The 22,039-nt window shown below is 66.6% G+C and carries 25 protein-coding genes and 1 pseudogene; 15 read left to right on the forward strand and 11 right to left on the reverse strand.

The features are described from left to right. Positions 1-130: 130 nt before the first annotated feature. From JHD63_RS10070 to JHD63_RS10085, 4 genes are all read right to left on the reverse strand, one after another. Positions 131-1,570 carry an AMP-binding protein gene (locus JHD63_RS10070; protein ID WP_198970612.1) on the reverse strand — a complete coding sequence of 480 codons (1,440 nt, stop codon included), beginning with the start codon at positions 1,568-1,570 and terminating at the stop codon, positions 131-133. 59 nt (positions 1,571-1,629) lie between these two features. Then, complete coding sequence (locus tag JHD63_RS10075) at positions 1,630-1,863, reverse strand: acyl carrier protein (RefSeq protein WP_198970613.1); 234 nt, start codon at positions 1,861-1,863, stop codon at positions 1,630-1,632. A gap of 79 nt (positions 1,864-1,942) precedes the next feature. Next, on the reverse strand, positions 1,943-3,109 hold the full coding sequence (locus JHD63_RS10080) for an acyl-CoA dehydrogenase family protein (protein WP_198970614.1): 1,167 nt from the start codon (positions 3,107-3,109) through the stop codon (positions 1,943-1,945). An 88-nt stretch (positions 3,110-3,197) separates the two neighbouring features. Continuing rightward, complete coding sequence (locus JHD63_RS10085; RefSeq protein WP_198970615.1) at positions 3,198-4,190, reverse strand: DUF4434 domain-containing protein; 993 nt, start codon at positions 4,188-4,190, stop codon at positions 3,198-3,200. A gap of 203 nt (positions 4,191-4,393) precedes the next feature. On the opposite strand from JHD63_RS10085, the gene JHD63_RS10090 reads away from it, so the two are divergent. From JHD63_RS10090 to tatC, 10 genes and pseudogenes are all read left to right on the forward strand, one after another. Next, a complete protein-coding gene (locus JHD63_RS10090) occupies positions 4,394-5,293 on the forward strand; it encodes a D-hexose-6-phosphate mutarotase (RefSeq protein ID WP_198970649.1) in 900 nt (299 codons plus the stop codon). 74 nt (positions 5,294-5,367) lie between these two features. Continuing rightward, the gene (hisF, locus tag JHD63_RS10095) at positions 5,368-6,168 is read left to right on the forward strand and encodes an imidazole glycerol phosphate synthase subunit HisF (protein ID WP_198970616.1); all 801 of its coding nucleotides are present in this window, start codon (positions 5,368-5,370) and stop codon (positions 6,166-6,168) included. Between the two features lie 101 nt (positions 6,169-6,269). Beyond that, the gene (gene hisI / locus JHD63_RS10100; protein ID WP_198970650.1) at positions 6,270-6,668 is read left to right on the forward strand and encodes a phosphoribosyl-AMP cyclohydrolase; all 399 of its coding nucleotides are present in this window, start codon (positions 6,270-6,272) and stop codon (positions 6,666-6,668) included. A gap of 17 nt (positions 6,669-6,685) precedes the next feature. Continuing rightward, positions 6,686-7,060 (forward strand): phosphoribosyl-ATP diphosphatase, encoded by a 375-nt coding sequence (locus JHD63_RS10105; RefSeq protein WP_198970617.1) that lies wholly within the window; start codon positions 6,686-6,688, stop codon positions 7,058-7,060. Next, the gene (locus tag JHD63_RS10110) at positions 7,057-7,443 is read left to right on the forward strand and encodes a DUF4870 family protein (protein WP_198970618.1); all 387 of its coding nucleotides are present in this window, start codon (positions 7,057-7,059) and stop codon (positions 7,441-7,443) included. The genes JHD63_RS10105 and JHD63_RS10110 overlap by 4 nt, the downstream gene beginning before the upstream one ends. Further along, positions 7,436-8,493: pseudogene (locus JHD63_RS10115) on the forward strand (patatin-like phospholipase family protein). Before JHD63_RS10110 ends, JHD63_RS10115 begins: the two are co-directional and overlap by 8 nt. Before the next feature lie 163 nt (positions 8,494-8,656). Continuing rightward, positions 8,657-9,013, forward strand: coding sequence for a histidine triad nucleotide-binding protein (locus tag JHD63_RS10120; RefSeq protein ID WP_198970619.1), 357 nt, complete (start codon positions 8,657-8,659; stop codon positions 9,011-9,013). Positions 9,014-9,119: 106 nt separating this feature from the next. Next, positions 9,120-9,356 carry a Sec-independent protein translocase subunit TatA gene (gene tatA / locus JHD63_RS10125; RefSeq protein ID WP_198970620.1) on the forward strand — a complete coding sequence of 79 codons (237 nt, stop codon included), beginning with the start codon at positions 9,120-9,122 and terminating at the stop codon, positions 9,354-9,356. A gap of 25 nt (positions 9,357-9,381) precedes the next feature. Further along, complete coding sequence (gene tatB, locus JHD63_RS10130) at positions 9,382-9,849, forward strand: Sec-independent protein translocase protein TatB (RefSeq protein ID WP_198970621.1); 468 nt, start codon at positions 9,382-9,384, stop codon at positions 9,847-9,849. Between the two features lie 44 nt (positions 9,850-9,893). After that, complete coding sequence (tatC, locus tag JHD63_RS10135) at positions 9,894-10,697, forward strand: twin-arginine translocase subunit TatC (protein WP_198970622.1); 804 nt, start codon at positions 9,894-9,896, stop codon at positions 10,695-10,697. A gap of 124 nt (positions 10,698-10,821) precedes the next feature. Here the strand turns inward: tatC and JHD63_RS10140 are convergent, their stop codons facing one another. From JHD63_RS10140 to JHD63_RS10165, 6 genes are all read right to left on the reverse strand, one after another. Beyond that, the gene (locus JHD63_RS10140; protein WP_198970623.1) at positions 10,822-11,541 is read right to left on the reverse strand and encodes an ABC transporter ATP-binding protein; all 720 of its coding nucleotides are present in this window, start codon (positions 11,539-11,541) and stop codon (positions 10,822-10,824) included. Then, positions 11,538-12,353 (reverse strand): ABC transporter ATP-binding protein, encoded by an 816-nt coding sequence (locus tag JHD63_RS10145; protein WP_198970624.1) that lies wholly within the window; start codon positions 12,351-12,353, stop codon positions 11,538-11,540. Before JHD63_RS10145 ends, JHD63_RS10140 begins: the two co-directional genes overlap by 4 nt. Continuing rightward, the gene (locus JHD63_RS10150; protein WP_198970625.1) at positions 12,350-13,222 is read right to left on the reverse strand and encodes a branched-chain amino acid ABC transporter permease; all 873 of its coding nucleotides are present in this window, start codon (positions 13,220-13,222) and stop codon (positions 12,350-12,352) included. Before JHD63_RS10150 ends, JHD63_RS10145 begins: the two co-directional genes overlap by 4 nt. A gap of 14 nt (positions 13,223-13,236) precedes the next feature. Further along, positions 13,237-14,118 (reverse strand): branched-chain amino acid ABC transporter permease, encoded by an 882-nt coding sequence (locus JHD63_RS10155; RefSeq protein WP_198970626.1) that lies wholly within the window; start codon positions 14,116-14,118, stop codon positions 13,237-13,239. A gap of 96 nt (positions 14,119-14,214) precedes the next feature. Continuing rightward, on the reverse strand, positions 14,215-15,372 hold the full coding sequence (locus tag JHD63_RS10160) for an ABC transporter substrate-binding protein (protein WP_198970627.1): 1,158 nt from the start codon (positions 15,370-15,372) through the stop codon (positions 14,215-14,217). Between the two features lie 134 nt (positions 15,373-15,506). After that, positions 15,507-16,646, reverse strand: coding sequence for a S1C family serine protease (locus JHD63_RS10165; protein WP_198970628.1), 1,140 nt, complete (start codon positions 16,644-16,646; stop codon positions 15,507-15,509). 94 nt (positions 16,647-16,740) lie between these two features. On the opposite strand from JHD63_RS10165, the gene JHD63_RS10170 reads away from it, so the two are divergent. Together JHD63_RS10170 and pdxA are read left to right on the forward strand one after the other, a co-directional pair. Then, on the forward strand, positions 16,741-17,514 hold the full coding sequence (locus JHD63_RS10170; RefSeq protein WP_198970629.1) for a Nif3-like dinuclear metal center hexameric protein: 774 nt from the start codon (positions 16,741-16,743) through the stop codon (positions 17,512-17,514). After that, on the forward strand, positions 17,511-18,542 hold the full coding sequence (gene pdxA / locus JHD63_RS10175; protein WP_198970630.1) for a 4-hydroxythreonine-4-phosphate dehydrogenase PdxA: 1,032 nt from the start codon (positions 17,511-17,513) through the stop codon (positions 18,540-18,542). Before JHD63_RS10170 ends, pdxA begins: the two co-directional genes overlap by 4 nt. Before the next feature lie 33 nt (positions 18,543-18,575). On the opposite strand, the gene mscL is transcribed toward pdxA, so the two are convergent. Continuing rightward, a complete protein-coding gene (gene mscL, locus JHD63_RS10180) occupies positions 18,576-19,010 on the reverse strand; it encodes a large conductance mechanosensitive channel protein MscL (RefSeq protein WP_198970651.1) in 435 nt (144 codons plus the stop codon). Positions 19,011-19,172: 162 nt separating this feature from the next. Between mscL and petA the strand changes: the two genes are divergently transcribed. From petA to JHD63_RS10195, 3 genes are read left to right on the forward strand one after another with little or no spacing between them, the layout of a single operon-like run. Next, a complete protein-coding gene (gene petA, locus JHD63_RS10185; RefSeq protein ID WP_198970631.1) occupies positions 19,173-19,793 on the forward strand; it encodes a ubiquinol-cytochrome c reductase iron-sulfur subunit in 621 nt (206 codons plus the stop codon). 13 nt (positions 19,794-19,806) lie between these two features. After that, entirely contained in the window at positions 19,807-21,207 is a 1,401-nt protein-coding gene (locus tag JHD63_RS10190) for a cytochrome b (protein WP_198970632.1), read from the forward strand. Between the two features lie 23 nt (positions 21,208-21,230). Next, positions 21,231-22,004: a cytochrome c1 gene (locus JHD63_RS10195; RefSeq protein WP_198970633.1), complete on the forward strand. Its 774-nt coding sequence runs from the start codon at positions 21,231-21,233 to the stop codon at positions 22,002-22,004. Positions 22,005-22,039 lie beyond the last annotated feature (35 nt).

Consider the following 22,039-nt stretch of genomic DNA (forward strand, 5'->3'; position numbering starts at 1 on the left):
CGACTGGCAGCAACGGCTTGATCTTTTTGTACAACACCGCGCTAACTTCCTTGTTTCTTTTCTTTCCCATGCACCGTCAACGCGCATCCCGCGCTTGGCGATGACAGGCTTTTGTTAGCCGCTCTAAGTGCTAGGCGTTGAGCGCCAGATACCGCTCGGCCAGCTTGGCGCGGTCGATCTTGTAGTTGACCGACACCGGCATGCGCGGGCAGGGCAGCAGCTCGGTCGGCAGCATGTAGTGGGGCAGGCGGGCGGCGAGCAGGTTCTTCCAGTCGGCCAGCTCTTCGGGCAGGCTCTCGTTGCCTTCGCCCGTTTCCACGAAGGCGACGAGGCGCGCCACCGAGCCGTTGGCGCGGCGCAGGGCGACGGCCGCTCCGGCGCGCGCACCGGGCAGCGTGGCCAGGGCGGCGTCCACTTCCAGCAGTTCGAGCCGGTAGCCGTTTAGCTTGATCTGGTCGTCGATCCGGCCATGGCAGAAGAGCAGCCCGCCTTCGCCCTCGGTGCCCAGATCGCCCGTGCGGAAGCCCCGCAGGCCATCCTTCACGAACATGCGGGTGGCGTTCAGATCGGGGCGGTTGATGTAGCCGCGCATCACGTGCGTGCCCACGATGCAGAGCTCGCCCTCGTCGCAATACACCTGCGCGTCGCGCTTGGCGTAGCCGATGGGCATCACGGCATCGGTGGCCAGCAGGGCGTCGTCCACCTTCAGCAGCGTGGTGGCGACGGTGGCTTCCGTGGGCCCGTAGGTGTTGAGGATGGGCACGCCCGGAAAGCGCTTGCGCAGCTGCCGCGCCAGCGGCACCGGCAGCGGCTCGCCGCAGAAGAGGAAGGTGCGCAGCGAGGGCAGGGTAGCTCCGGAGAAGCCGGGGTTCAGCAGCTGCTGTTGCGCGAAGGAAGGCGTCGAGACCCAGGTGGTGACTTTGTGCTGCGCGATCAGCTCGGCCACCCTGAGCACCGAGGCGCCCGAGTCGCGGTCCAGCATCATGATGGTGCCGCCGGTCGTGAGCGCGCCGAACACGTCGTAGAGCGACACGTCGAAGCTGAACACCGTGTGGTTCAGGAAGACCGGCAGCTCGCCCAGGTCGAAGTCGAGCCGCATCCAGTCGATCAGGCCCCGCACGCCCTCGCGGCCGATCTGCACGCCCTTGGGTTTGCCGGTGGTGCCCGAAGTGAACATGATGTAGCCGAGCCCGCTTTCGGCCAGCGTGGGGGCCGGGCCCTCGCGCAGCACCTGGAAGCGGCCGGCGGCCGTGTCGTACATCAGGTGGGCGTCCAGCGTGTCGATGATGCTTTGCAGCCGGTCCTGCGGATAGACCGCATCGACCGGCACGAAGGGCGCGCGCAGCATCAGGGCGCCGGTGAGCGCCACCATGAAGGCCGCTTCCTTGTGGCCGCGGATCACGATGGGGGCGTCGGCCTCAAGGCCCAGCGCGCGGGCTTCGTCGCACCAGGCCTGGGCCTCGGCCTGCAGCGCCTGCCAGCTGAGGCTGCGGTCGTGGGCGATCACGGCCAGCGCATCGGGGCGGATGGACAGATCCCGGAACTCGCCGGTGTCGAAGTCGAAATGCATGGGTGCTCCTTTCGCGCCTTGGCAGGCATCGCGCAGGAAAGAGGGAGGGAAGGCTGGGCTCAGCTGTGCGCCGCGACGTAGGTGGACAGCGTGCGCAGCGAGTGCAGGTGTTCCTCGACCTCGGTGATGGGCACGGTGCAGCCGAAACGGGCCTCGATGGCCAGTATCAGATCGACGGCCGCGACGGAGTCGAGCAGGCCGGATTCGAGCAGCAGGGAGTCGGGTTCGACCTTCTTGAAGATGGCGGCCTGGATCATGTCGGCCAGCTGGGCTTCGACTTCGGATTGCGTCATGGCGATGAGGAGTGAGGTGTCGATGGGAAAAGTGGACCTGCGCCGCCCGCAGGCAGGCGGCGCGGAGTCCCGCCGATTGTCAGATGTCGCGTTCGAGCGGAGCGCCGAGCACCACGGACGACATGTTGCCGAGTATGCGGTCATCGTTGACCATCACCGCGGCGGAATGCGCATCGCGGATGTGGCGGCTCAGATAGAACTCGCCTTCCTCCATGTAGCCCTGGATGCCGCAGATGCGCAGCGCGATGTCGGTGATGCGCACGACGAGCTCCGACGCGCCGACCTTGAGCGCGTTGTAGCTCACCATGCGGTCCAGGCCGGATGCCTGGCTCACGCCGTCTTCGTACAGCGCCACGTTGGCGGCGAGCATGCCGCGCATCTGCTGCACCAGGGCCTCGCCTTCGGCCAGCCGGAGATTGGCGATGGGGTTGAGCGGCGCGCCGCTGCGGTTGCGGGCACGCAGGAAGCCGCGCGCTCGAGACAATGCCGCCACGGCCACACCCAGCCAGACCGAGCCCAGCAAGATATGCGAGGTCGGCAGCATGCTGTCGGACATGGCCTTGGCGAAAGTCCCTTCGAAGATCTGGTCGGGGCTGCAGTGTGCGATGAGATCGAACCGGTCTGTGCACGCACCGCGCATGCCGATAGGGTTCCAGCGGCCGTGGGGGACGAGCTCCAACTGATCGCGCATCACTGCCACCAGTTGCTGGTCGGAAGCTGCGGCCTCGCCATCGCGCCGGGCAGAGACCAGGAACACGTCGGCTGCTCGGGCATACGAGATGACAGCCCCGCCCTTGTCCAGATGCAGCCCATCGCTGCGGCGGTCGAGAAAACAGGTGCTGGTGCGGATGGACCCGCCCGTGGTGCCTTCGGTAGTGGCTGAGGCAATGAGGTATTGCTCCCCCACCATGCGCTCCATGAGGCCCTGGTGCCACGCGCTGTCGCCCGTCTGGCCGATCGCCACCGCAGCCTGCGAGTGGTGCATGGCGAAGATCAAGCCTGTGGCGGCGCAGGATTCGGAAAGCCGGCGGCACAGGTTGGCCACCGCGCGCATGGAGAGTTCGGGGCCACCAAAGCGGCGCGGAACCAGCAGCCCCAACAGCCGCTCGGCCCGCAGCGCCTGCAGTGCTTCGGTAGGGATGCGGCCTTCGCGGTCTACTGCGTCGGCATACTGAGCAGCGGTCGTGAAAACGTGCTTCAGATCCTGCTCGAGGACGGCCTTGCTCAGCGGGTCAGGCACTTGCATGTTTTTGTTGAATTTGGTGACTAACTATTTTCGGTTGTTTCTGGTGCTGCACAACAGGCAAACCGTCAGCAATTGTCAATCTATTGATTCAACGACGTTTTTGCCACTCCTGCAGCAGCAGGCGCGACTCCGGGGTGTCTTCCAACATCCACGGATCAATGGCGAAAGCGATGACGCGCTCGGCGCCGTAAGTGCGAGCCACCTCCAACTGCGCCCGCACCCGTTCGGCCGTCGCGGCACGGGCGCGGAAGGCGCCTCCCGTGCCTTCCAGGGCCGGCAACTGCTCGAACAGCTCGACGATGAGGTCGAACGGCACCTTGCGCTGGCGCAGCAGTGCGCGCAGCGGCTCCAGCCCGGCGTAGTTGCCCATGCCGGCCACGCCCACGCCGTCCTGCAGCATGGGGCGCAGCGTGACCTTGTCGAGGATGTCCGACCAGAGCGTGGTCAGCTTGCCCGTGGTCTGCAACTGGCTGTAGAAGGTGGACACGGCCAGCGGCTGGGGCTGGCTGGTGCCTGCGGCGATGGCCTGCAGCCAGGCCACCAGGAGCGCGCGTCGTTCGGGCGTCGCCCAGTTGTACTGGTCCAGTTCGTAGGGCAGGTACCAGCCGCGAAAGCTGGGCCGGCGGCTCCAGGGCGCGGTCTTCGCATAGTCCAGGCAGCGCTTCTGGGTGCTGGCGAAGAAGTCCTTGAGCATCTGCGGATCGGTGGAGGACAGTACCGTCCACCAGCGTTCGTCGTAGGGCAGGCCCATGCGAATGGACATGCCCTCGCCCGCGGCCTCGTCGAAGATCAGGGCGATCAGGCTCTCGGGCAAGGGCCAGGAGGAGGCGCCTCCTTCTGTCGCGCTCCACTGCAGCACGATTTCGTCGCAGCCGAGCTCCCGGGTGGTGCGCAGCCGGCGGCGCCATTCGTCGAGTGACAGGCTTTCGTGGCTTTTCCAGGGCTGGATGAAGGTGCCCTGGAAGCGATGACTTTGTGCGGTACAGCCCGCAAGCAGGCCGCCGGCGGCCAAGCACAGCCAGGTGCGTCGATCGAGGCCCCTGTGGGGTAGCGAAGGGAGTGCGGCGGGCGAAGTCGGCATGGTGGTGGCCTCGGCGAATGCTGGAATGCAGTCCCGTGCAGCATATCCCCATCGCTCTGGAGGATGGCGCGGTGTCAGGTGCCAGGCGCGGAAATCTGCCTGCTTTTTGCAAGGCCATGTGTTTGTTCGTTGCGGAGGTGCGCTATCGAAGGGGCTACCTATTGCCTGCACCGCCGGTTGCGGCAAGGGCTGGGGCCTGGTTCATGGCTCCTACAATCCCCCAAATGCCTGCCCTATCGACCTCGCATGCATCCGCTGTGCGCCCCGTCTCCTTTCGGGGCCAGCCCGCGCTGCAGCTCCAGCTGCCTCCGGGCGATGCTGCCATTGTGGCGTTGCAGGGTGCGCAGGTGCTTTCCTGGGTGACGGCCAATGGAACTGAACGTCTTTATCTCAGCCCGCGCAGCGTTTTCGACGGCCATACGGCCATCCGAGGCGGCGTTCCCGTGTGTTTTCCGCAGTTCAACCAGCGCGGGCCGCTGGCAAAGCACGGTTTTGCGCGCAACCTGCCGTGGCGGGTGATGGATGAAGGCCTGAGCGACTCCGGGACTGCGGTTCGCGCCGTGCTGGCGCTGGATCATTCCGAGCAGACCCGCCACTGGTGGCCCCATGGTTTTGCAGCCCGGCTGGCGGTGGTCCTGCGCCCGGGTGGCCTGCGTATGGAGCTTTCGGTGCAAAACACCGGCAGCACCGCCTGGGACTTCACCGCCGCGCTGCATTCCTACCTGTCGGTGCTGGACATTGCGCAGACGCATCTGCACGGCCTGGAGGGCTGCGCCCGCTGGGACGCGGTAGCCGATGTGCGGGGCGTGCAGACAGGTCCGGTGCGTTTCGACGGTGAATATGACAGCGTTTTTGCTGCCGCTGCGAGCCCGTTGCGCATCGACGGCACCGCCGGCCCGGCCCTGCGCTTGAGCCAGAGCGCGAACTGGCACAACACCGTGGTGTGGAACCCGGGTGCCACACTTTCTGAACGGCTGGCCGATATGCCGGACGACGGCTACCGCCACATGCTGTGCGTGGAGGCCGCCGTCGTCGAGCAGCCTGTGACGCTGGCCCCAGGCGAGCGCTGGACCGGCTGGCAGGATATAGAAATCTTGACCTGACTGCCCGCTGTTCGTCTGTCGGCCAGCCAGCATTCTTCGAAACTCCCCTTTTTCAATCCCGTCGGACCATTTTCATGCTCGCCAAACGCATCATCCCCTGTCTCGACGTCACCGGAGGCCGCGTGGTCAAAGGCGTCAACTTCGTCGAACTGCGCGATGCCGGAGACCCAGTCGAGATCGCAGCCCGTTACAACGCGCAGGGTGCCGATGAACTGACCTTTCTGGACATCACCGCCACCAGCGACGGGCGCGACCTGATCCTGCACATCATCGAGGCCGTGGCCAGCCAGGTGTTCATTCCGCTCACCGTGGGTGGCGGCGTGCGCACGGTGGAAGACGTGCGCCGCCTGCTCAACGCGGGCGCGGACAAGACCAGCTTCAACTCGGCCGCGATCGCCAACCCGGACGTGATCGATGCCGTGTCTGCCAAGTACGGTGCGCAGTGCATCGTCGTGGCCATTGATGCCAAGCGCCGCTCTGCCGAAGATGCGCAGCGCATTGGTGCCAACGGCCAGGCGGTGGGCGAAGGCTGGGATGTCTACAGCCACGGCGGCCGCAAGAACACCGGTCTGGACGCCGTGCAGTGGGCCACCGAGATGGCCCGGCGCGGCGCGGGCGAGATCCTGCTGACCAGCATGGACCGCGACGGCACCAAGTCCGGCTTCGACCTGGCCCTGACGCGCGCCGTGAGCGATGCCGTCAGCGTGCCCGTGATCGCTTCGGGCGGCGTGGGCAACCTGGACCACCTGGCCGATGGCGTACAGCAGGGCGGTGCCGACGCGGTGCTGGCCGCCAGCATCTTCCACTACGGCGAATACACCGTGGGCCAGGCCAAGGCCCGCATGGCCGAGCGCGGCATTCCCGTGCGGCTGTGATGTTTGCTATTGAAATGGGAGCACCTAGCACCTGATACACAAGCGCTAGGTGCCAAAAATCAGGCTGCCAGATTGACGCCCTGACTGGCAAATAGCCGACAATCCCTCTCATGAACTGGCTCAACGAAGTGAAATGGGATGCGCAGGGCCTGGTGCCCGTGATTGTGCAAGAGCAGGGCACGGGCGACGTGCTGATGTTTGCGTGGATGAACCGCGAGGCCCTGGCGAAAACCGCTGAACTGGGCCGCGCCGTGTACTTCAGCCGCTCGCGCAAGAAGCTGTGGTTCAAAGGCGAGGAGTCCGGCCACGTGCAGACCGTGCATGAGATTCGCCTAGACTGCGACAACGACGTGGTGCTGCTCAAGGTCACCCAGCTCGGCCACGAGCCCGGCATCGCCTGTCACACGGGCCGCCACAGTTGCTTTTTCAGCGTGCTCAAGGACGGCGGATGGCAGGCCGTCGATCCGGTCTTGAAAGACCCCGAATCCATCTACAAGTAAGCATAGACCAGCAGTCCATGAGTACCAACGATTCCCTCGCGCGCCTGGCCGCCGTCATCGAAAGCCGCAAGCCCGCCAACGGTGGCGACCCCGACAAGAGCTACGTATCACGCCTGCTGCACAAGGGGCCGGACGCGTTTCTCAAGAAGATTGGCGAGGAAGCGACCGAGGTCGTGATGGCCGCCAAGGATGTGGACCACGGCGCCGATAAGTCCAAGATCGTCTACGAGGTGGCGGACCTGTGGTTCCACTCCATGGTGGCGCTGGCGCACTATGGCCTCACGCCCGCCGACGTACTGGCCGAACTGGAACGCCGCGAAGGCACCAGCGGCATCGAGGAAAAAGCCTTGCGCAAGGCGGTTGCGCGTGCCACAGAGGAGGGTTCTTCATGAGCGACATCATCGATGTGCAAACCAATCAGCAAAAGGCCGAGGACCTCAAAGCCATTGGCTGGGTCAGCTACGTCCTGCACCTGATCGTGGCCGTGGGCGCGGTCATTCCCGGCGCGCAGCCGGGTGCTGCGTTGTTGATCATTGCGCTGGTGATCGATCTCGTGAAGAAAGGCGATGCGGAAGGCACTTGGCAGGCCAGCCATTTTTCCTGGCGCATCCGCACCGTCATCTGGGCGGGCGTGCTCTACATCGTCACGGCGCCGCTGTGGCTGGTGTTCGTCCTGCCCGGCTGGATTGCCTGGGGCCTGATCTCGATCTGGTTTCTGTACCGCATCGTGCGCGGCATGGTGTCCATGAACAACAGCCAGGCGGTGGATACCTGATCCCGCCGCGCAGACAGCTTCTTCCCTGCCCCGGCTGAACTTGGCGCTGCAGGGCGGGGGCTCGCACGGCGCGCTCACCTGGGGCGTGCTGGATGCACTGCTTGAAGACGGCCAATGGCAGTTTGACGGCGTCAGCGGCACCAGCGCAGGCGCCATGAACGCCGTGGCCATGGCCCGCGGGTTCGCCAAGGCCGCGCAGGAGCACAAAGACCCTGTCGAGGCGTACCAGGCCGGCTGCGCGCAGGCGCGCGAGACGCTCACCCGATTGTGGGAGGGCGTGGGCACGCTGGGTAGCCTGATGTGGGGCTCTCCACTGTCGGTGGCCAACCCGATGATGGGGCTGATGCGCCAGTGGCTCTTGCCCTACCAGACCAATCCGCTCGACATCAACCCGCTGCGCCGCCTTCTCGAGCGCGAGGCGGACTTCGACCTGCTGTGCAAATCCCGCCGGCCCACGCGGTCGCGGGTGGGCCCACGGTTTTCGTGTGCGCCACCAACGTGCGCACAGGCCGGGGCGAGATTTTCTCGGGGCCCCGGCTCAGTGCGGATGCCGTGATGGCATCGGCCTGCCTGCCGCTGCTGTTCAAGGCCGTGGAGATTGATGGCGAGCACCACTGGGACGGAGGCTACTCGGGCAACCCCGCGCTGCACCCGTTGATCTACCAGACGGGCACCTCCGACGTGTTGCTCGTGCAGATCAACCCCATCGAGCACCTGGAGCTGCCGCATTCGGGGCCCGAGATCATGGAGCGCATGAACGAGGTCACGTTCAACGCCAGCCTGCTGGCCGAGCTGCGCGCCATCGAATTCGTGCGTCGCCTGCTGGCGGAAGGCAAGCTGGATGCGCGGCGCTACAAGAGCGTGCGCATGCACCGCATCGATGGGGGCGCCGTTCTGACGCCTTTCGGTGCCGACAGCAAGATGCGCGCGGACCTGGCCTTTGTGCGCAAGCTCTTCGCCCTGGGGCGCACGGCCGGCCAGGAGTGGCTGCATGCGCACCGCAAGGACGTCGGCGTGCGGCCGACCATCAAGATCGCTGAAAATACATGAAGGCCCCTGTGCCGCCTACTGCGCCTTCCTCTTTGGGAGGACGCTACCGGTGGCCTGGCAAAGCCAGTTCCACGGTGGCATTGGTTTTGGGCGCGCCGGTTTCAATGTTTTGAGGGCCAAGCAGCGCCCGGTTAACTGTTAACTTCGTACCGCCATTTTTTCCATGCACGATCCGAACTGCCTTTTCTGCAAGATCATCGCGGGCCAGATTCCTTCGAAGAAGGTTTATGAAGACGAAGAAATCCTGGCCTTTCACGACATCCATCCATGGGCTCCAGTGCACTTTCTGATGATCCCCAAGGCGCATATCCCTTCGATGGCCCAGGTCACCGAAGAGCACGCGGGAGTGCTGGGGCGCATGATGGCGCTGGCGCCGAAGCTGGCGCTGGAGCAAGGCTGCAACCCATACCCGGAGGGTGGCTTTCGGGTCGTGGTAAACACGGGGCTTGAAGGCGGGCAGGAAATCCACCACCTGCATATCCATGTGATGGGCGGCCCGCGCCCTTGGCTCAAAGGCTGACCCAGATTGACGGTATGCGCCCGGGGATTCCCGCAGCATGCCGTGGGCGGTGAACTCCGGTCACAGGCCCCGTCTAAAATGATTGCAATTCGTTAGGAGATATTCCATGGGCTCTTTTTCCATCTGGCACTGGCTGATCGTGCTCCTGATCGTCGTCATGGTGTTCGGTACCAAGAAGCTCAAGAACATGGGCTCGGATCTGGGCAGCGCGGTCAAGGGCTTCAAGGACGGCATGAAGGACGGCTCCACCGACACGCCGCCGACGGCGGCCCAGGTCGCCGACGGCGCCAAGCCGGTGGCCGACAAGGCCACGATCGACGTCGAAGCCAAGCCGCGTTCCTGAGCGCGCTGCACGCTCCCGCGCACCCGTGATCGACATCGGTCTCTCCAAGATGGCGCTGATCGGCGCCGTCGCGCTGATCGTCATCGGCCCCGAGAAGCTGCCGCGCGTGGCCCGCACCGTGGGCACGCTGCTCGGCAAGGCCCAGCGCTACGTCGCCGACGTCAAGGCCGAGGTCAACCGCTCGATGGAGCTCGATGAGCTGCGCAAGATGAAGGACACGGTCGAGGGCGCGGCCCGCGACGTCGAGCAGTCCATGCAGACGCATGCGAGCGAATTCCAGAAGTCCTGGTCGCACGACGATGCCGCCTCCAGCACGGCCCTGCCTTCGACCTCGGTCACGCCGGCCTACCCGGAGTACCGCCATCCCCGCAAGAACTGGCGCATCAAGCAGGGCGCGGTGCCGCAGTGGTACAAGGCGCGCAACGGCGTGCGCACCCGGGCGCTGTCGGGCGCGGCGCGCGTCGCGCGCTACCGGCCGCACAAGGTCCGCTGATTTTTCCCCACGCTTCGGGCACGCCCGGGTCAAGAACTACTCCCATGTCCGAATCCTCCCGCGACGACGAACTCGCCGGCACCGAGCAGCCCTTCGTCGAGCACCTCATGGAGTTGCGCGACCGGCTGGTCAAGTCGGCCATGGCGGTCGGCCTGGCTGCGGCGGTGCTGTTCTTCTTTCCCGGCCCGGGCGAGCTGTACGACCTGCTGGCCCAGCCGCTGGTGGCGCACCTGCCGCGCGGCGCCACGCTGATCGCGACCTCGGTCATCTCGCCCTTCATGGTGCCGCTGAAGATCCTCTTCATGACGGCCTTCCTGCTGGCGCTGCCGGTGGTGCTCTACCAGGTCTGGGCCTTCATCGCGCCCGGCCTCTACCTGCACGAGAAGAGGCTGGTGCTGCCGCTGGTGATCTCCAGTACGGTGCTGTTCTTCGTGGGCGTGGCCTTCTGCTATTTCTTCGTGTTCGGCAAGGTCTTCGCCTTCATCCAGGCCTTTGCGCCCAAGAGCATCACGCCGGCGCCCGACATCGAGGAGTACCTGAGCTTCGTGCTCACCATGTTCCTGGCCTTCGGCATTGCCTTCGAGGTGCCGATCGTGGTGATCGTGCTGGCGCGCCTGGGCATCGTGAGCATCGACAAGCTCAAGGCCTTCCGCGGCTATTTCGTGGTCGGCGCCTTCATCGTGGCGGCCATCGTCACGCCGCCGGACGTGGTGTCGCAGCTGTCGCTGGCCATTCCCATGTGCATCCTGTATGAGGTCGGCATCTGGGGCGCGCGCATCTTCATCAAGCACACCAAGGCGCCCGGGGACGAAGACGCCGAGGCGGCCAGCGACGCGGCCAAGCCCTGAGTCGCATGCTATAAAAAGTGTAGCTATAGGCCCAGGTGCTGCCTGGGCTACAGCCGATTTTTCCGCTTTTTTTGGGGTTTTCGGCCCGGAAGCAACAAACCCCGTCCAGGACGGGGTCTGCCGTTCAACTGCCCAGGTAGGCTTCCTGCACCCGCGGATTGCCCAGCAGCGCCTGGCCCGAGTCGGCCAGCACGATGCTGCCGGTTTCGAGCACGTAGCCGCGGTCGGCGATCTTCAGCGCCTGGCGCACGTTCTGCTCGACCAGGAAGATGGTCAGGCCGGCCTGGTTGATGGTGCGCAGGGTGCGGAAGATGTCCTGCACGATGATCGGCGCCAGGCCCATCGAGGGTTCGTCCAGCAGCAGCACGCGCGGCTTGGCCATCAGGGCCCGGCCGATGGCCAGCATCTGCTGCTCGCCGCCCGACAGGTTGCCGGCCAGGCCGTCGGCGCGCTCGGCCAGGCGCGGGAACAGGCCGTAGACGTAGTCCAGGTCGCGCAGGCGCTGGGCGCTGCCCTCGCCGCGGGTGTAGGCGCCCAGCTCCAGGTTCTCGCGCACGGTGAGGGTGGTCAGCGTGGCGCGGCCTTCGGCCACCTGCACCACGCCGCTCTGCACGATGCGGTGCGGCGCCATGCCGCTCAGGTCGCGGCCATCGAAGCGCACGCGGCCGGCGGCCTTCTTCACCAGGCCCGACAGCGCCAGCAGCGTGGTCGACTTGCCCGCGCCGTTGGCGCCCACGAGCGTGGTGATCTCGCCTTCGCGCAGCTCGAAGTCGATGCCCTTGACGGCTTCGATGTGGCCGTAGGAGACCTTCAGGCCCTCGACCTTCAGCAGGGCCTCGCTCATGCCGGTTCTCCCTGCGCGGCGGCGCTCGTGGGCTCGTCGTCCTCGCGGCCCAGGTAGGCCTCGATCACCTGCGGGTTGGTGCGGATCGCCTCCGGCCCGCCTTGCGCGATGATGCGCCCGAAATTCAGCACGGCAATCTCCTGGCACAGGCCCATGACGAATCGCATGTCGTGCTCGATCATGAAAATGGTGTAGCCGCGCGCGTGGATGTTGCGGATCTCGTGCATCAGCTCGGTCTTCTCGCTGCTGTTCATGCCGGCGACCGGCTCGTCGAGCAGCAGCAGCCTGGGCTCCGTGGCCAGCGCCCGCGCCAGCTCCAGCTTGCGCTGCTCGCCGTAGGAGAGGTTGTCGGCCGTCTCGTGCGCCTTGTGCTCCAGCCGCACCCAGGACAGCAGCTCGCGCGCGCGCTCGCGGGCGCGCCGCTCTTCGCTGCGGAACAGGCCGGAGCCCGCCAGCAGGCCGAACGCGCCGTAGCCCAGGTGGGCGTGCATGCCCACCATCACGTTCTCCAGCAGGCTCATCTCCTTGAACAGGCGGATGTTCTGGAAGGTGCGCCCCAGGCCCAGCCGCGTGATCTGGTGCGGCCTGAGTCCGGCCAGATCCTGGCCGTTGAAGCGGATGCTGCCGCTGGTGGGCGGCAAGAGGCCGGTGATCAGGTTGAAGACCGTGGTCTTGCCCGCGCCGTTGGGCCCGATCAGGCCGAAGATGCCGCCCTGCGGGATGGACAGGTTCACGTCCTGCAGCACCTTCAGGCCCCCGAAGTGGCGCGACACCGACTGCAGTTCCAGCGAATGGGAAGCGCGTGCGCTCATGCTGCGGCCCCCTTGCGCGGGGCGCGCGAGAACCACTGCCGCATGCGCGCCGGGTCCCAGATCCCCTTGGGCAGGAACAGCACGATCAGCACCAGGATGAAGCCGTTGACCACCAGGCGGAAGTCCTTGAAGCCGCGCAGCAGCTCGGGCAGCACGGTCAGCATGATGCCGCCGAGGATCGGGCCGAACAGGCTGTTGATGCCGCCCAGGATGGCCATGGTGAGAATGTCCACGCCGCGGTCGAAGCCGTACTCGTTCGGGCCGATGAAGAAGGTCAGGTGCGCGTTGAGCGTGCCGGCCAGGCCGGCGATCATCGCGCCCAGCACGAAGGCCAGCATCTTGTGCGCGCCGACGTCGATGCCCATCAGGCCGGCGGCGGTCTCGTCCTCCTTGATGGCCTCGAAGGCGCGGCCCACGCGCGAGATGCGCAGGCGCCACAGCACCAGCACGGTCAGCAGCAGCGCCAGCGCCACGTGCCACCACTGGGTGGACTGCGGAATGCCGTTGAGGCCCAGCGCGCCGCCGGTCAGCGACTCGGCGTTGAGCACCACGATGCGCACCACCTCGCCAAAGGCCAGCGTGGCCATCGCCAGGTACACGCCCGACAGCCGCAGCGTGGGCTTGCCGATGATGAAGGCCATGAGCGCGGGCGCGGCCATGCCGGCGGCCAGCGCCGCCGGATAGGGCAGGCCCAGGTTCATCGTGACCAGTGCCGAGGTATAGGCGCCGATGCCCATGAACGCGGCATTGGCCATGGCCAGCATGCCGCACGAGAGCGTCAGGTAGATCGAGAGCGCCAGCAGCGCATTGGTGCCCAGCGTGAGCACCAGGTTGCTGTAGACCGCCCAGAAGTTGTCAAACCATTCCATGATCCGTGCCGCTCCTAGACCTTGCGTTCCTGCAAGGTGCCGAACAGGCCCTTGGGGCGCACCAGCAGCACCAGGAACAGCAGGCCGAAGGCCACGGCGTCGCGCATGGTCGAGCCGATGTAGGCCACCGACAGCACCTCGGCAAAGCCCAGGAACAGGCCGCCCAGCATGGCGCCGCGGATGTCGCCCATGCCGCCCAGGATGATGACCGCGATGCCCTTGTGCAGGATCGGCTGGCCCATCAGCGGGAACACGGCGTTGGAGTACAGCCCGATCAGCACGCCGGCCACGCCGCCCAGGCCAGCGGCGGCGAAGGAGGTGAGGTAGAACAGCCCTTCGACGTTGATGCCCAGCAGGTAGGCGGCCTTGGGCGATTCGGCAATGGCGCGCAGGGCGCGGCCGAGCTGCGTCTTCTTCAGCGCGACCATCAGCACCGCCATCATCGCGAAGGACAGCAGGATGATGCCCAGCTCGACCGAGGTCAGGTGCAGCCCGGCCACCGTGATCGCCTCGTCCGACACCGCGCTGGCCGGGAAGCGCACGTTCTGCGCGCCGAAGATGCCCTGCACGCCGTTGTTCAGGATGATGGCCACGCCGATAGTGGCGATCATCGGGATCAGGTGCGGCGCGTTGCGCGCGCGCAGCGGCCTGAGCACCAGCACGTCGATCAGCAGCCCCAGCAGCCCGCAGAAGACGAAGGAAAAGAGCAGGGCGGCCCACAGCGGCAGGTGCAGCAGCGTCATGGCTTCCACGGCCGCATAGGCGCCGACCATGAAGACCGCGCCGTGCGACAGGTTGATGACGCCCAGAACACCGAAGATGAGGGTGAAGCCGAGCGCGAAGAGTGCGTAGACGCACCCGAGCGACAAGGCGTTGAAGAGTTGCTGTTCAAGCACGATCGGGGTTTCCGGCTGGTGCGCGTGGTGCGCGTTGCAAAAAGCAAAAGACGGCGCGGGGTTCCGCGCCGTCTGCAGGGAAGGAACGGCCTGCGCTTACTTCTCGATCACGAACTGACCGCCCTTGGTCACGCTGACGATGGGCGTCTGCTGGGCGTCGTAGCCGGCCGGCTTGCCGGCCTTGTCCGTGGCGCGGCGGAATTCGAAGGCGCCGGTGGCGCCGGTCCACTTCACCTGGGGCAGCGCATCGCGCAGCGCCATGCGGTCGGCCGGCAGCTTGCCCGAGAACTTCACCTGCTTCATGGCCTGCGCGGCGATGTGGAGCGCGTCGTAGGACTGCGCGGCGAACTGGTCCGGCGCGCCGTTGAACTTGGCGGTGTAGGCCTTCACGAACTTGACGTTCTCCGGCGTGTCGTTGCTGGAGGACCAGGGGCTGCCCACGTACAGGCCGTCGGACTTGTCCTTGGCCAGGTCGAAGATCTTGGTGGAATTCATGCCGTTGCCGCCGATCACCGGCACGTTCAACCCGATCTGGCGCGCCTGCACCATGATCGGCGCGCCTTCGGCGAGCAGGGCCGACAGCACGATCGCGTCGGGGTTGGTGGCCTTGATCTTGGTCAGTTGCGCCTTGAAGTCCACGTCGCCCTTGGCGAAGGTCTCGGTCGTGGTGACCGGGATCTTCAGGTCGTCCAGCGCCTTCTTGAAGTTGTCATAGCCGCTCTTGGTGAACACGTCGTCGTTGCCGTAGAGCACCGCGACCTTCTTCACCCCGGCCTTCTTGACCGCCATCTTGATGGTCTCGGGCAGCACGTCGGCCTCGGTGACCGAGTTGCGGAACACGTAGTCGCCGATCGAGGTGATGCCGTCCGCGGTGTTGGAGGTGCCGAAGGCCACCGTCTTGGCGGCCTGGGCGATCGGGTGTGCGGCCTGGGCGGAGTTGGACAGCGTCGGGCCGAAGACCATCAGCACCTGGTCCTGGAAGATCAGCTTCTTGAAGACGTTGATCGCCTCTTCCTTCTTGCCCTGCTCGTCTTCCACCACCAGCACCAGCTTGTCGCCGTTGATGCCGCCGGCGGCGTTGATCTCTTCCGCGGCCAGCTGGAAGCCGTTACGGATGGCGACGCCGTACTGCGCGGCTCCGCCCGACAGGGCCTCCGCAACGCCGATCTTGATGTCGGCGGCCTGGGCGGCCGTGGCCAGGCCCGCAGCCGTGAGCAGGGCCAGCAAGGGGCTCTTGAATGAGAGGTGACGCATCGAAGAATCCTTTGGAAATCTGTTACTAGTGGGCGCAAATTCTATACGTCGGGGTGCGCCTCTCCAGCAGGGAAGCCCCGGATGCGACCGGCGGCGCTGCGCTGCCGCAACCGGTTTCTGTGCGCCCGGATCGCCTAGTTGCGCGGAGTGACCCGGCGGGGCCGCGTGCCGGGCGTCACCTCCAGCGTGAGCCGGCCGTCGCCGCGCAGCAGCGTGAAGGGCGTGCTGGTGCCGGGCTTGAGCGCGGCGACCGCCGTCATCATCTCGGCGACGCTGCCCACGGCCTTGTCGCCGACCTGCACGATCACGTCGCCCGGCCGGATGCCGGCGTGCGCGGCCGGGCCGGCCTGCAGCACGCCGGTGATGATCACGCCCTGCGCGGCCTTCACGCCGAAGGTCTCCGCCAGTTCGGGCGAGAGTTCGTTCGGCTCCACGCCGATCCAGCCGCGCCGCACCTGGCCTTCGGTGACGATGCCTTCGAGCACCTGCCGGGCGGTGGAGACGGGAATGGCAAAGCCAATGCCCATGCTGCCGCCCGAGCGCGAGTAGATCGCGGTGTTGATGCCCAGCAGGTTGCCGTGGACGTCCGTCAGTGCGCCGCCCGAATTGCCGGGGTTGATCGCCGCGTCGGTCTGGATGAAGTTCTCGAAGGTGTTGATGCCCAGCTGGTTGCGCCCCAGCGCGCTGACGATGCCGCTGGTGACGGTCTGCCCGACGCCGAAGGGGTTGCCGATGGCCAGCACCTTGTCGCCCACCTGCAACTGGTCGGAGTTGCCCAGCACGATCACCGGCAGCCGGTCCAGCGCGATCCTGAGCACGGCCAGGTCGGTGTCCGGATCGGTGCCGATCACCTTGGCGCTGGCGTTGCGGCCGTCGTTGAGCATGACCTCGATCTCGTCGGCGCCTTCGACCACATGGTTGTTGGTGAGGATGTAGCCGTCGGGGCTGACGATCACGCCGCTGCCCAGGCCAGTCTGCGGGCGGTTGATCTGGTCGCCGAAGAAGAACTGGAACCACGGGTCATTGCTGCGCGGGTTGCGCGGCGCCGTGCTGGTGCTGATGCTCACCACCGCGGGCGCCGCCTTCTTGGCGGCCGCCGCCAGGCTGCCGGGCTCCGGCGGCGCCGGCGGCGTGGCGGGGGCCTCCAGCAGCGACACCACGCCGCCGCGGAAAGAGGGCCGGCCGAGCCAGTCGGGCTTGAGCACGGCGATGACGAAGTACGCCGCCAGCAGGACGGTGACGGTCTGGGAAAACAGCAGCCAGAAGCGTTTCATGAAGGGCCGGAGGTCGCAAGCGTTGGGTGTCAGAGGCGGGCCCTGATTCTCGCCGATGGCGGCCTGGGGCGCGGGCCTGGCGGAAAATGGCGGCATGGACACTTCCCGCACCCCTGCCGGCCTGGTCGGGCGCGGCGCGCTGCTGCGCCGCTTCGACGAACTGCTGGCGCCCGAGCGTTTCAAGGACTATGGCCCGAACGGGCTGCAGGTGGAGGGGCGCGACGGCATCCGCCACCTCGTCTCGGGCGTGACCGCCAGCCGGGCGCTGATCGAGGCCGCGGTGGCGGCCGGCGCCGACGCCCTGTTCGTGCACCACGGCCTGTTCTGGCGCGGCCATGACGGGCGCGTCACCGGCTGGCTCAAACAGCGGCTGGCGCTGCTGCTGGCGCACGACATCAGCCTGTTTGCCTACCACCTGCCGCTGGATGCGCACCCCACGCTCGGCAACAACGCCCAATTGGGCGCACGGCTCGGCCTGGTGGCCGATGCCTGGTTCGGCGAGCAGGCGCTCGGCTGCGTCGGCGCGGCGGACTTCGCGGACGCCGAGGCGCTGGCGCGCCATGTCGAGCGCACCGTCGAGCGGCCGGTGCTGCTGGTCGACCCGGGGCGAGGCCCGATCCGGCGCGTGGCCTGGTGCACCGGCGGTGCCCAGGGCTATTTCGAGGCCGCCATCGCGGCCGGCGCCGACGCCTTCATCACCGGTGAGATTTCCGAGCCGCAGGCGCACTATGCGCGCGAACTGGGCGTGGCCTTCATCGCCTGCGGCCACCACGCCAGCGAGCGCTACGGCGCGCCGGCCGTGGCCGCGCACGTGGCCCAGGAGCTGGGACTGCGCCACAGCTTCATCGACATCGACAACCCCGCATGAAGCCGCTCGCCATCACCGCCGGAGACCCGGCGGGCATCGGGCCGGAGACCATCGCCATGCTCTACCGCGACAGCCCGCAGGCGCTGCATGGCTGCTTCGTCGTGGGTGACCTGGCGGTGCTGCGCCGGGCGGCGGCGCTGGTCAGCGGCGCCGGGCCGGCGCTGCCGGTGGCCGTGCTCGCGGATGCGGGCGAAGCCTGGCAGGCGCCGCCGCGCTGCATTCCGGTGCTGCCGGTGGTGCAGGCGCAGGGCGAGGTGGCCTTTGGCCAGGTCTCGGCCGAGGCCGGGCGGCAGGCGGCGGCCAGCGTGCGCTGGGCCGCGCGGGCCGCGCTGCGCGGCGAGATCGCCGCCCTGGCCACGGCGCCGCTGCACAAGGAAGCCCTGCACGCGGCGGGCGAGCCCTTCCCCGGCCACACCGAGCTGCTGCAGGCCGAGGCGGCGCTGCACCTGGGCCGCGGCGTGGCCGAGGTGCCGGTGCGCATGATGCTGGCCAACCACGAGCTGCGCACGGTCCTGGTCAGCATCCACCTGTCGCTGCGCGATGCCATCGCCGCCGTCACCGAGCAGAACGTGCTGCAGACGCTGCGCATCGCCCATGCCGCGCTGGCGCGCCTGCTCGGCCGCGCGCCTCGGCTGGCGGTCGCGGGCCTGAATCCGCATGCGGGGGAGGGCGGCCTGTTCGGCCATGAGGAGTCGCTGCACATCGCGCCGGCCATCGCCGCCGCACGGGCCGAGGGCGTGGACGCGCGCGGCCCCTATGCGCCGGACACGGTCTTCATGCGCGCGCGCGCCGGTGAATTCGATGCGGTCGTAGCCATGTACCACGACCAGGGTTTGATCCCGGTCAAATATCTGGGCGTGGAGCAGGGCGTGAACGTGACCCTGGGCCTGCCGCTGGTGCGCACCAGCCCCGACCACGGCACCGCCTTCGACATCGCCGGCACCGGCCGGGCCGACCCGGCCAGCCTGCTCGCGGCCATCCGCATGGCGCGCGCGCTGGCCGCCAATATGAGCGAAAAGTGCCTGTAGCCCAGGTACTTCCTGGGCTTTATGCTATTAAAATTATAGCGGACGGCGCAGGCTGTCGCGGATCTCGCGCAGCAGCACCACATCTTCCGGCGTCTCGGCCGGCGGCGGCGGGGTTTCCGCCGCCTTGCGCGTCAGGCGGTTGATCTGCTTGATCATGACGAAGATCACGAAGGCAAGGATCAGGAAATTGACCGCCACGGTGATGAAGTTGCCGTAGGCCAGTACCGGGACGCCGGCCTTCTTCAGGTCGGCCAAGGCGCGCGGCACACCGTCAGGAATATGACCCAGCACAAAGAACATGCTGGAAAAGTCGAGCTTGCCGAACACCAGACCGGCGACCGGCATGATGACGTCGCTGACCATCGAGTCGACGATCTTGCCGAACGCCCCGCCGATGATCACGCCCACCGCGAGATCGATGACGTTGCCTCTCATGGCAAAGCTCTTGAATTCCTGCAATATGCCCATGGCGCTGACCTCCGGAGTTGGTTGAATGGCAGCGAGTATCGCAGCCCGCGGGCCGCGTGGCGACCCGGCGGCGCGCCTTGCGCGCAGGCGTTGAAAGCGCAAGAAACGCTCCGCTACAATCCCCGGTTGACCCCAATCAAGCGATGAGCATCAAGGATTTCCATGAGTGAATCTCTAGTCGACGGCCCGCGCCGGGTCGACAGCGCCAAGCGGACGTGGCTGATTGCATCGACCTGTGCCGGAGCTGTGGGAGGTGTGGCCACCGCCATCCCGTTCGTCAGCACCTTCGAGCCGTCCGAGAAGGCCAAGGCCGCCGGTGCGGCGGTGGAGGTCGACATCGCGGGCCTGAAAGTAGGCGAGAAGATCACCGTGGAATGGCGCGGCAAGCCGGTCTGGATCGTCAAGCGCACGCCCGAAGAGGTGGCCGACCTGTCCAAGCACGATGCCGAGCTGGCCGATCCGCAATCGCTGCGCCATCCGGAAGAATTCACGCCCCCGTACGCCCGCAACGAGCACCGCTCGATCAAGCCGGAAATCCTGGTGGTCATCGGCATCTGCACCCACCTGGGCTGCTCGCCCACCGACAAGTTCCAGGCCGGTCCGCAGCCGTCGCTGCCGAACGACTGGCCGGGCGGCTGGCTCTGCCCCTGCCACGGCTCCACCTTCGACCTGGCGGGCCGGGTGTTCAAGAACAAGCCCGCGCCGGACAACCTGCCGGTGCCGCCGCACATGTACCTGTCCGACACGCGCCTGCTGATAGGCGACGACAAGAAGCAGGCCTGAGGAGACGACGGACATGGCTGATTTCAAGGAAATATCCCCGAACGCTCCCCTGGGCGCGAAGCTGCTGAACTGGGTCGACAACCGGTTCCCGGCCTCCAAGCTCTACAAGGAGCACATGAGCGAGTACTACGCGCCGAAGAACTTCAACTTCTGGTACGTGTTCGGCTCGCTCGCGCTGCTGGTGCTGGTCCTGCAGATCGTCACCGGCATCTTCCTGGTGATGCACTACAAGCCCGATGCGGCGCAGGCCTTCGCCTCGGTCGAGTACATCATGCGCGACGTGCCCTGGGGCTGGCTGATCCGCTACATGCACTCCACGGGGGCCTCGGCCTTCTTCATCGTGGTCTACCTGCACATGTTCCGCGGCCTGCTCTACGGCTCCTACCGCAAGCCGCGCGAGCTGGTGTGGGTCTTCGGCTGCGCGATCTTCCTGTGCCTGATGGCCGAGGCCTTCATGGGCTACCTGCTGCCCTGGGGCCAGATGTCCTACTGGGGCGCCCAGGTGATCGTCAACCTGTTCTCCGCCATTCCCTTCGTCGGCCCCGATCTGGCGCTGCTGATCCGCGGCGACTACGTGGTGTCGGACGCCACGCTCAACCGCTTCTTCAGCTTCCACGTGATCGCCGTGCCGCTGGTGCTGCTGGGCCTGGTCGTGGCGCACATCATTGCGCTGCACGAAGTCGGCTCCAACAACCCCGACGGCGTCGAGATCAAGAAGCACAAGGACGCGCAGGGCATTCCGCTGGACGGCATCCCCTTCCATCCGTACTACACGGTGCACGACATCTTCGGCGTCTCGGTGTTCCTGATGGTATTCACCGCCGTCATCTTCTTCGCGCCCGAGGCCGGCGGCTACTTCCTGGAGTACAACAACTTCATCCCGGCCGACTCGCTGAAAACCCCCAACCACATCGCGCCGGTCTGGTACTTCACGCCCTTCTATTCGATGCTGCGCGCCATCACCAGCGAGATGATGTATGCGCTGATCGCCTGCGTGCTGGGCGCGGCCATCTTCGCCATCGTCAAGAGCCGGATGGGTGGCTTCGTCAAGGGCCTGATCGCGCTGCTCGCAGTGGGCGTGCTGGCGATGATGCTGTCCATCGACGCGAAGTTCTGGGGCGTGGTCGTCATGGGCGGCTCCGTGATCATCCTGTTCTTCCTGCCGTGGCTGGACCACAGCCCGGTCAAGTCGATCCGCTACCGTCCGGGCTGGCACAAGTACCTGTACGGCATCTTCGTCGTCAACTTCGTGATCCTGGCCTATCTGGGCGTGCAGCCGCCCTCGCCGCTGGGCGAGCGCGTCTCGCAGGTCGGTACGCTGTTCTATTTCGGCTTCTTCCTGCTGATGCCCTGGTGGAGCCGCATGGGTGAGCCCAAGCCGGTGCCCGATCGCGTCACCTACGCTGCGCACTGAGCCCGAGCCACGAGAGAACTACGATGAATATCACGGGATACGCAAAGAAATTCCTGCTCGTGCTGGTCGCCGCTGCGGGTATGGCTGCCGGCGCGCATGCATCCGAGGGCGGCATCGCCCTGGACCGGGCGCCGAACAAGACCAACGACCTGCAGTCGCTGCAGCACGGCGCCAAGATCTTCGTCAACTACTGCCTGGGCTGCCACTCCGCGGCTTTCATGCGCTACAACCGGCTGCAGGACATCGGCCTGACCGAGAAGCAGATCAAGGACAACCTGCTGTTCACCACCGACAAGGTGGGCGAAACCATGAAGGCCGCGATGGATCCGAAGCAGGCCAAGGAGTGGTTCGGCGGCACCCCGCCCGACCTCACCCTGATTGCGCGCTCCCGCGCCGGCATGGGCGGCTCCGGCCCCGACTATCTCTACACCTTCCTGCGCACCTTCTACCGCGACGACACGCGCCCCACCGGCTGGAACAACCTGGCGTTCCCCAATGTCGGCATGCCCAACCCGCTGTGGCAACTGCAGGGCGAGCGTCGCCCGGTCTATGCGCAGCGCGAGGAGCATGGCCATGCCACGCAGGTGTTCACCGGCTGGGAGCAGGTCGCGCCCGGTACCCTGTCGCCGCTGCAGTTCGACCAGTCGGTTGGTGATCTGGTGAATTACCTGCAGTGGATGGGCGAGCCGGCGCAGAACACCCGCGTGCGGGTGGGCGTCTGGGTGCTGCTGTTCCTGGCGGTCTTCACCTTCATCGCGTGGCGCTTGAACGCCGCCTACTGGAAGGACGTCCGGTAGGCGCCGCATCGCAAGACGCACGGCCGCGCGCGGGC

This window comes from Xylophilus sp. ASV27 (assembly GCF_016428875.1).
GTDB lineage: Bacteria > Pseudomonadota > Gammaproteobacteria > Burkholderiales > Burkholderiaceae_C > Xylophilus.

Coding starts and splice junctions, on each gene's coding strand:
- JHD63_RS10070 (WP_198970612.1), bottom strand. CDS start 1,570: ATGCATTTCGACTTCGACACCGGCGAGTTCCGGGATCTGTCCATCCGC.
- JHD63_RS10075 (WP_198970613.1), bottom strand. CDS start 1,863: ATGACGCAATCCGAAGTCGAAGCCCAGCTGGCCGACATGATCCAGGCC.
- JHD63_RS10080 (WP_198970614.1), bottom strand. CDS start 3,109: ATGCAAGTGCCTGACCCGCTGAGCAAGGCCGTCCTCGAGCAGGATCTG.
- JHD63_RS10085 (WP_198970615.1), bottom strand. CDS start 4,190: ATGCCGACTTCGCCCGCCGCACTCCCTTCGCTACCCCACAGGGGCCTC.
- JHD63_RS10090 (WP_198970649.1), top strand. CDS start 4,394: ATGGCTCCTACAATCCCCCAAATGCCTGCCCTATCGACCTCGCATGCA.
- hisF (WP_198970616.1), top strand. CDS start 5,368: ATGCTCGCCAAACGCATCATCCCCTGTCTCGACGTCACCGGAGGCCGC.
- JHD63_RS10105 (WP_198970617.1), top strand. CDS start 6,686: ATGAGTACCAACGATTCCCTCGCGCGCCTGGCCGCCGTCATCGAAAGC.
- JHD63_RS10110 (WP_198970618.1), top strand. CDS start 7,057: ATGAGCGACATCATCGATGTGCAAACCAATCAGCAAAAGGCCGAGGAC.
- JHD63_RS10120 (WP_198970619.1), top strand. CDS start 8,657: ATGCACGATCCGAACTGCCTTTTCTGCAAGATCATCGCGGGCCAGATT.
- tatA (WP_198970620.1), top strand. CDS start 9,120: ATGGGCTCTTTTTCCATCTGGCACTGGCTGATCGTGCTCCTGATCGTC.
- tatC (WP_198970622.1), top strand. CDS start 9,894: ATGTCCGAATCCTCCCGCGACGACGAACTCGCCGGCACCGAGCAGCCC.
- JHD63_RS10140 (WP_198970623.1), bottom strand. CDS start 11,541: ATGAGCGAGGCCCTGCTGAAGGTCGAGGGCCTGAAGGTCTCCTACGGC.
- JHD63_RS10145 (WP_198970624.1), bottom strand. CDS start 12,353: ATGAGCGCACGCGCTTCCCATTCGCTGGAACTGCAGTCGGTGTCGCGC.
- JHD63_RS10150 (WP_198970625.1), bottom strand. CDS start 13,222: ATGGAATGGTTTGACAACTTCTGGGCGGTCTACAGCAACCTGGTGCTC.
- JHD63_RS10160 (WP_198970627.1), bottom strand. CDS start 15,372: ATGCGTCACCTCTCATTCAAGAGCCCCTTGCTGGCCCTGCTCACGGCT.
- JHD63_RS10165 (WP_198970628.1), bottom strand. CDS start 16,646: ATGAAACGCTTCTGGCTGCTGTTTTCCCAGACCGTCACCGTCCTGCTG.
- JHD63_RS10170 (WP_198970629.1), top strand. CDS start 16,741: ATGGACACTTCCCGCACCCCTGCCGGCCTGGTCGGGCGCGGCGCGCTG.
- pdxA (WP_198970630.1), top strand. CDS start 17,511: ATGAAGCCGCTCGCCATCACCGCCGGAGACCCGGCGGGCATCGGGCCG.
- mscL (WP_198970651.1), bottom strand. CDS start 19,010: ATGGGCATATTGCAGGAATTCAAGAGCTTTGCCATGAGAGGCAACGTC.
- petA (WP_198970631.1), top strand. CDS start 19,173: ATGAGTGAATCTCTAGTCGACGGCCCGCGCCGGGTCGACAGCGCCAAG.
- JHD63_RS10190 (WP_198970632.1), top strand. CDS start 19,807: ATGGCTGATTTCAAGGAAATATCCCCGAACGCTCCCCTGGGCGCGAAG.
- JHD63_RS10195 (WP_198970633.1), top strand. CDS start 21,231: ATGAATATCACGGGATACGCAAAGAAATTCCTGCTCGTGCTGGTCGCC.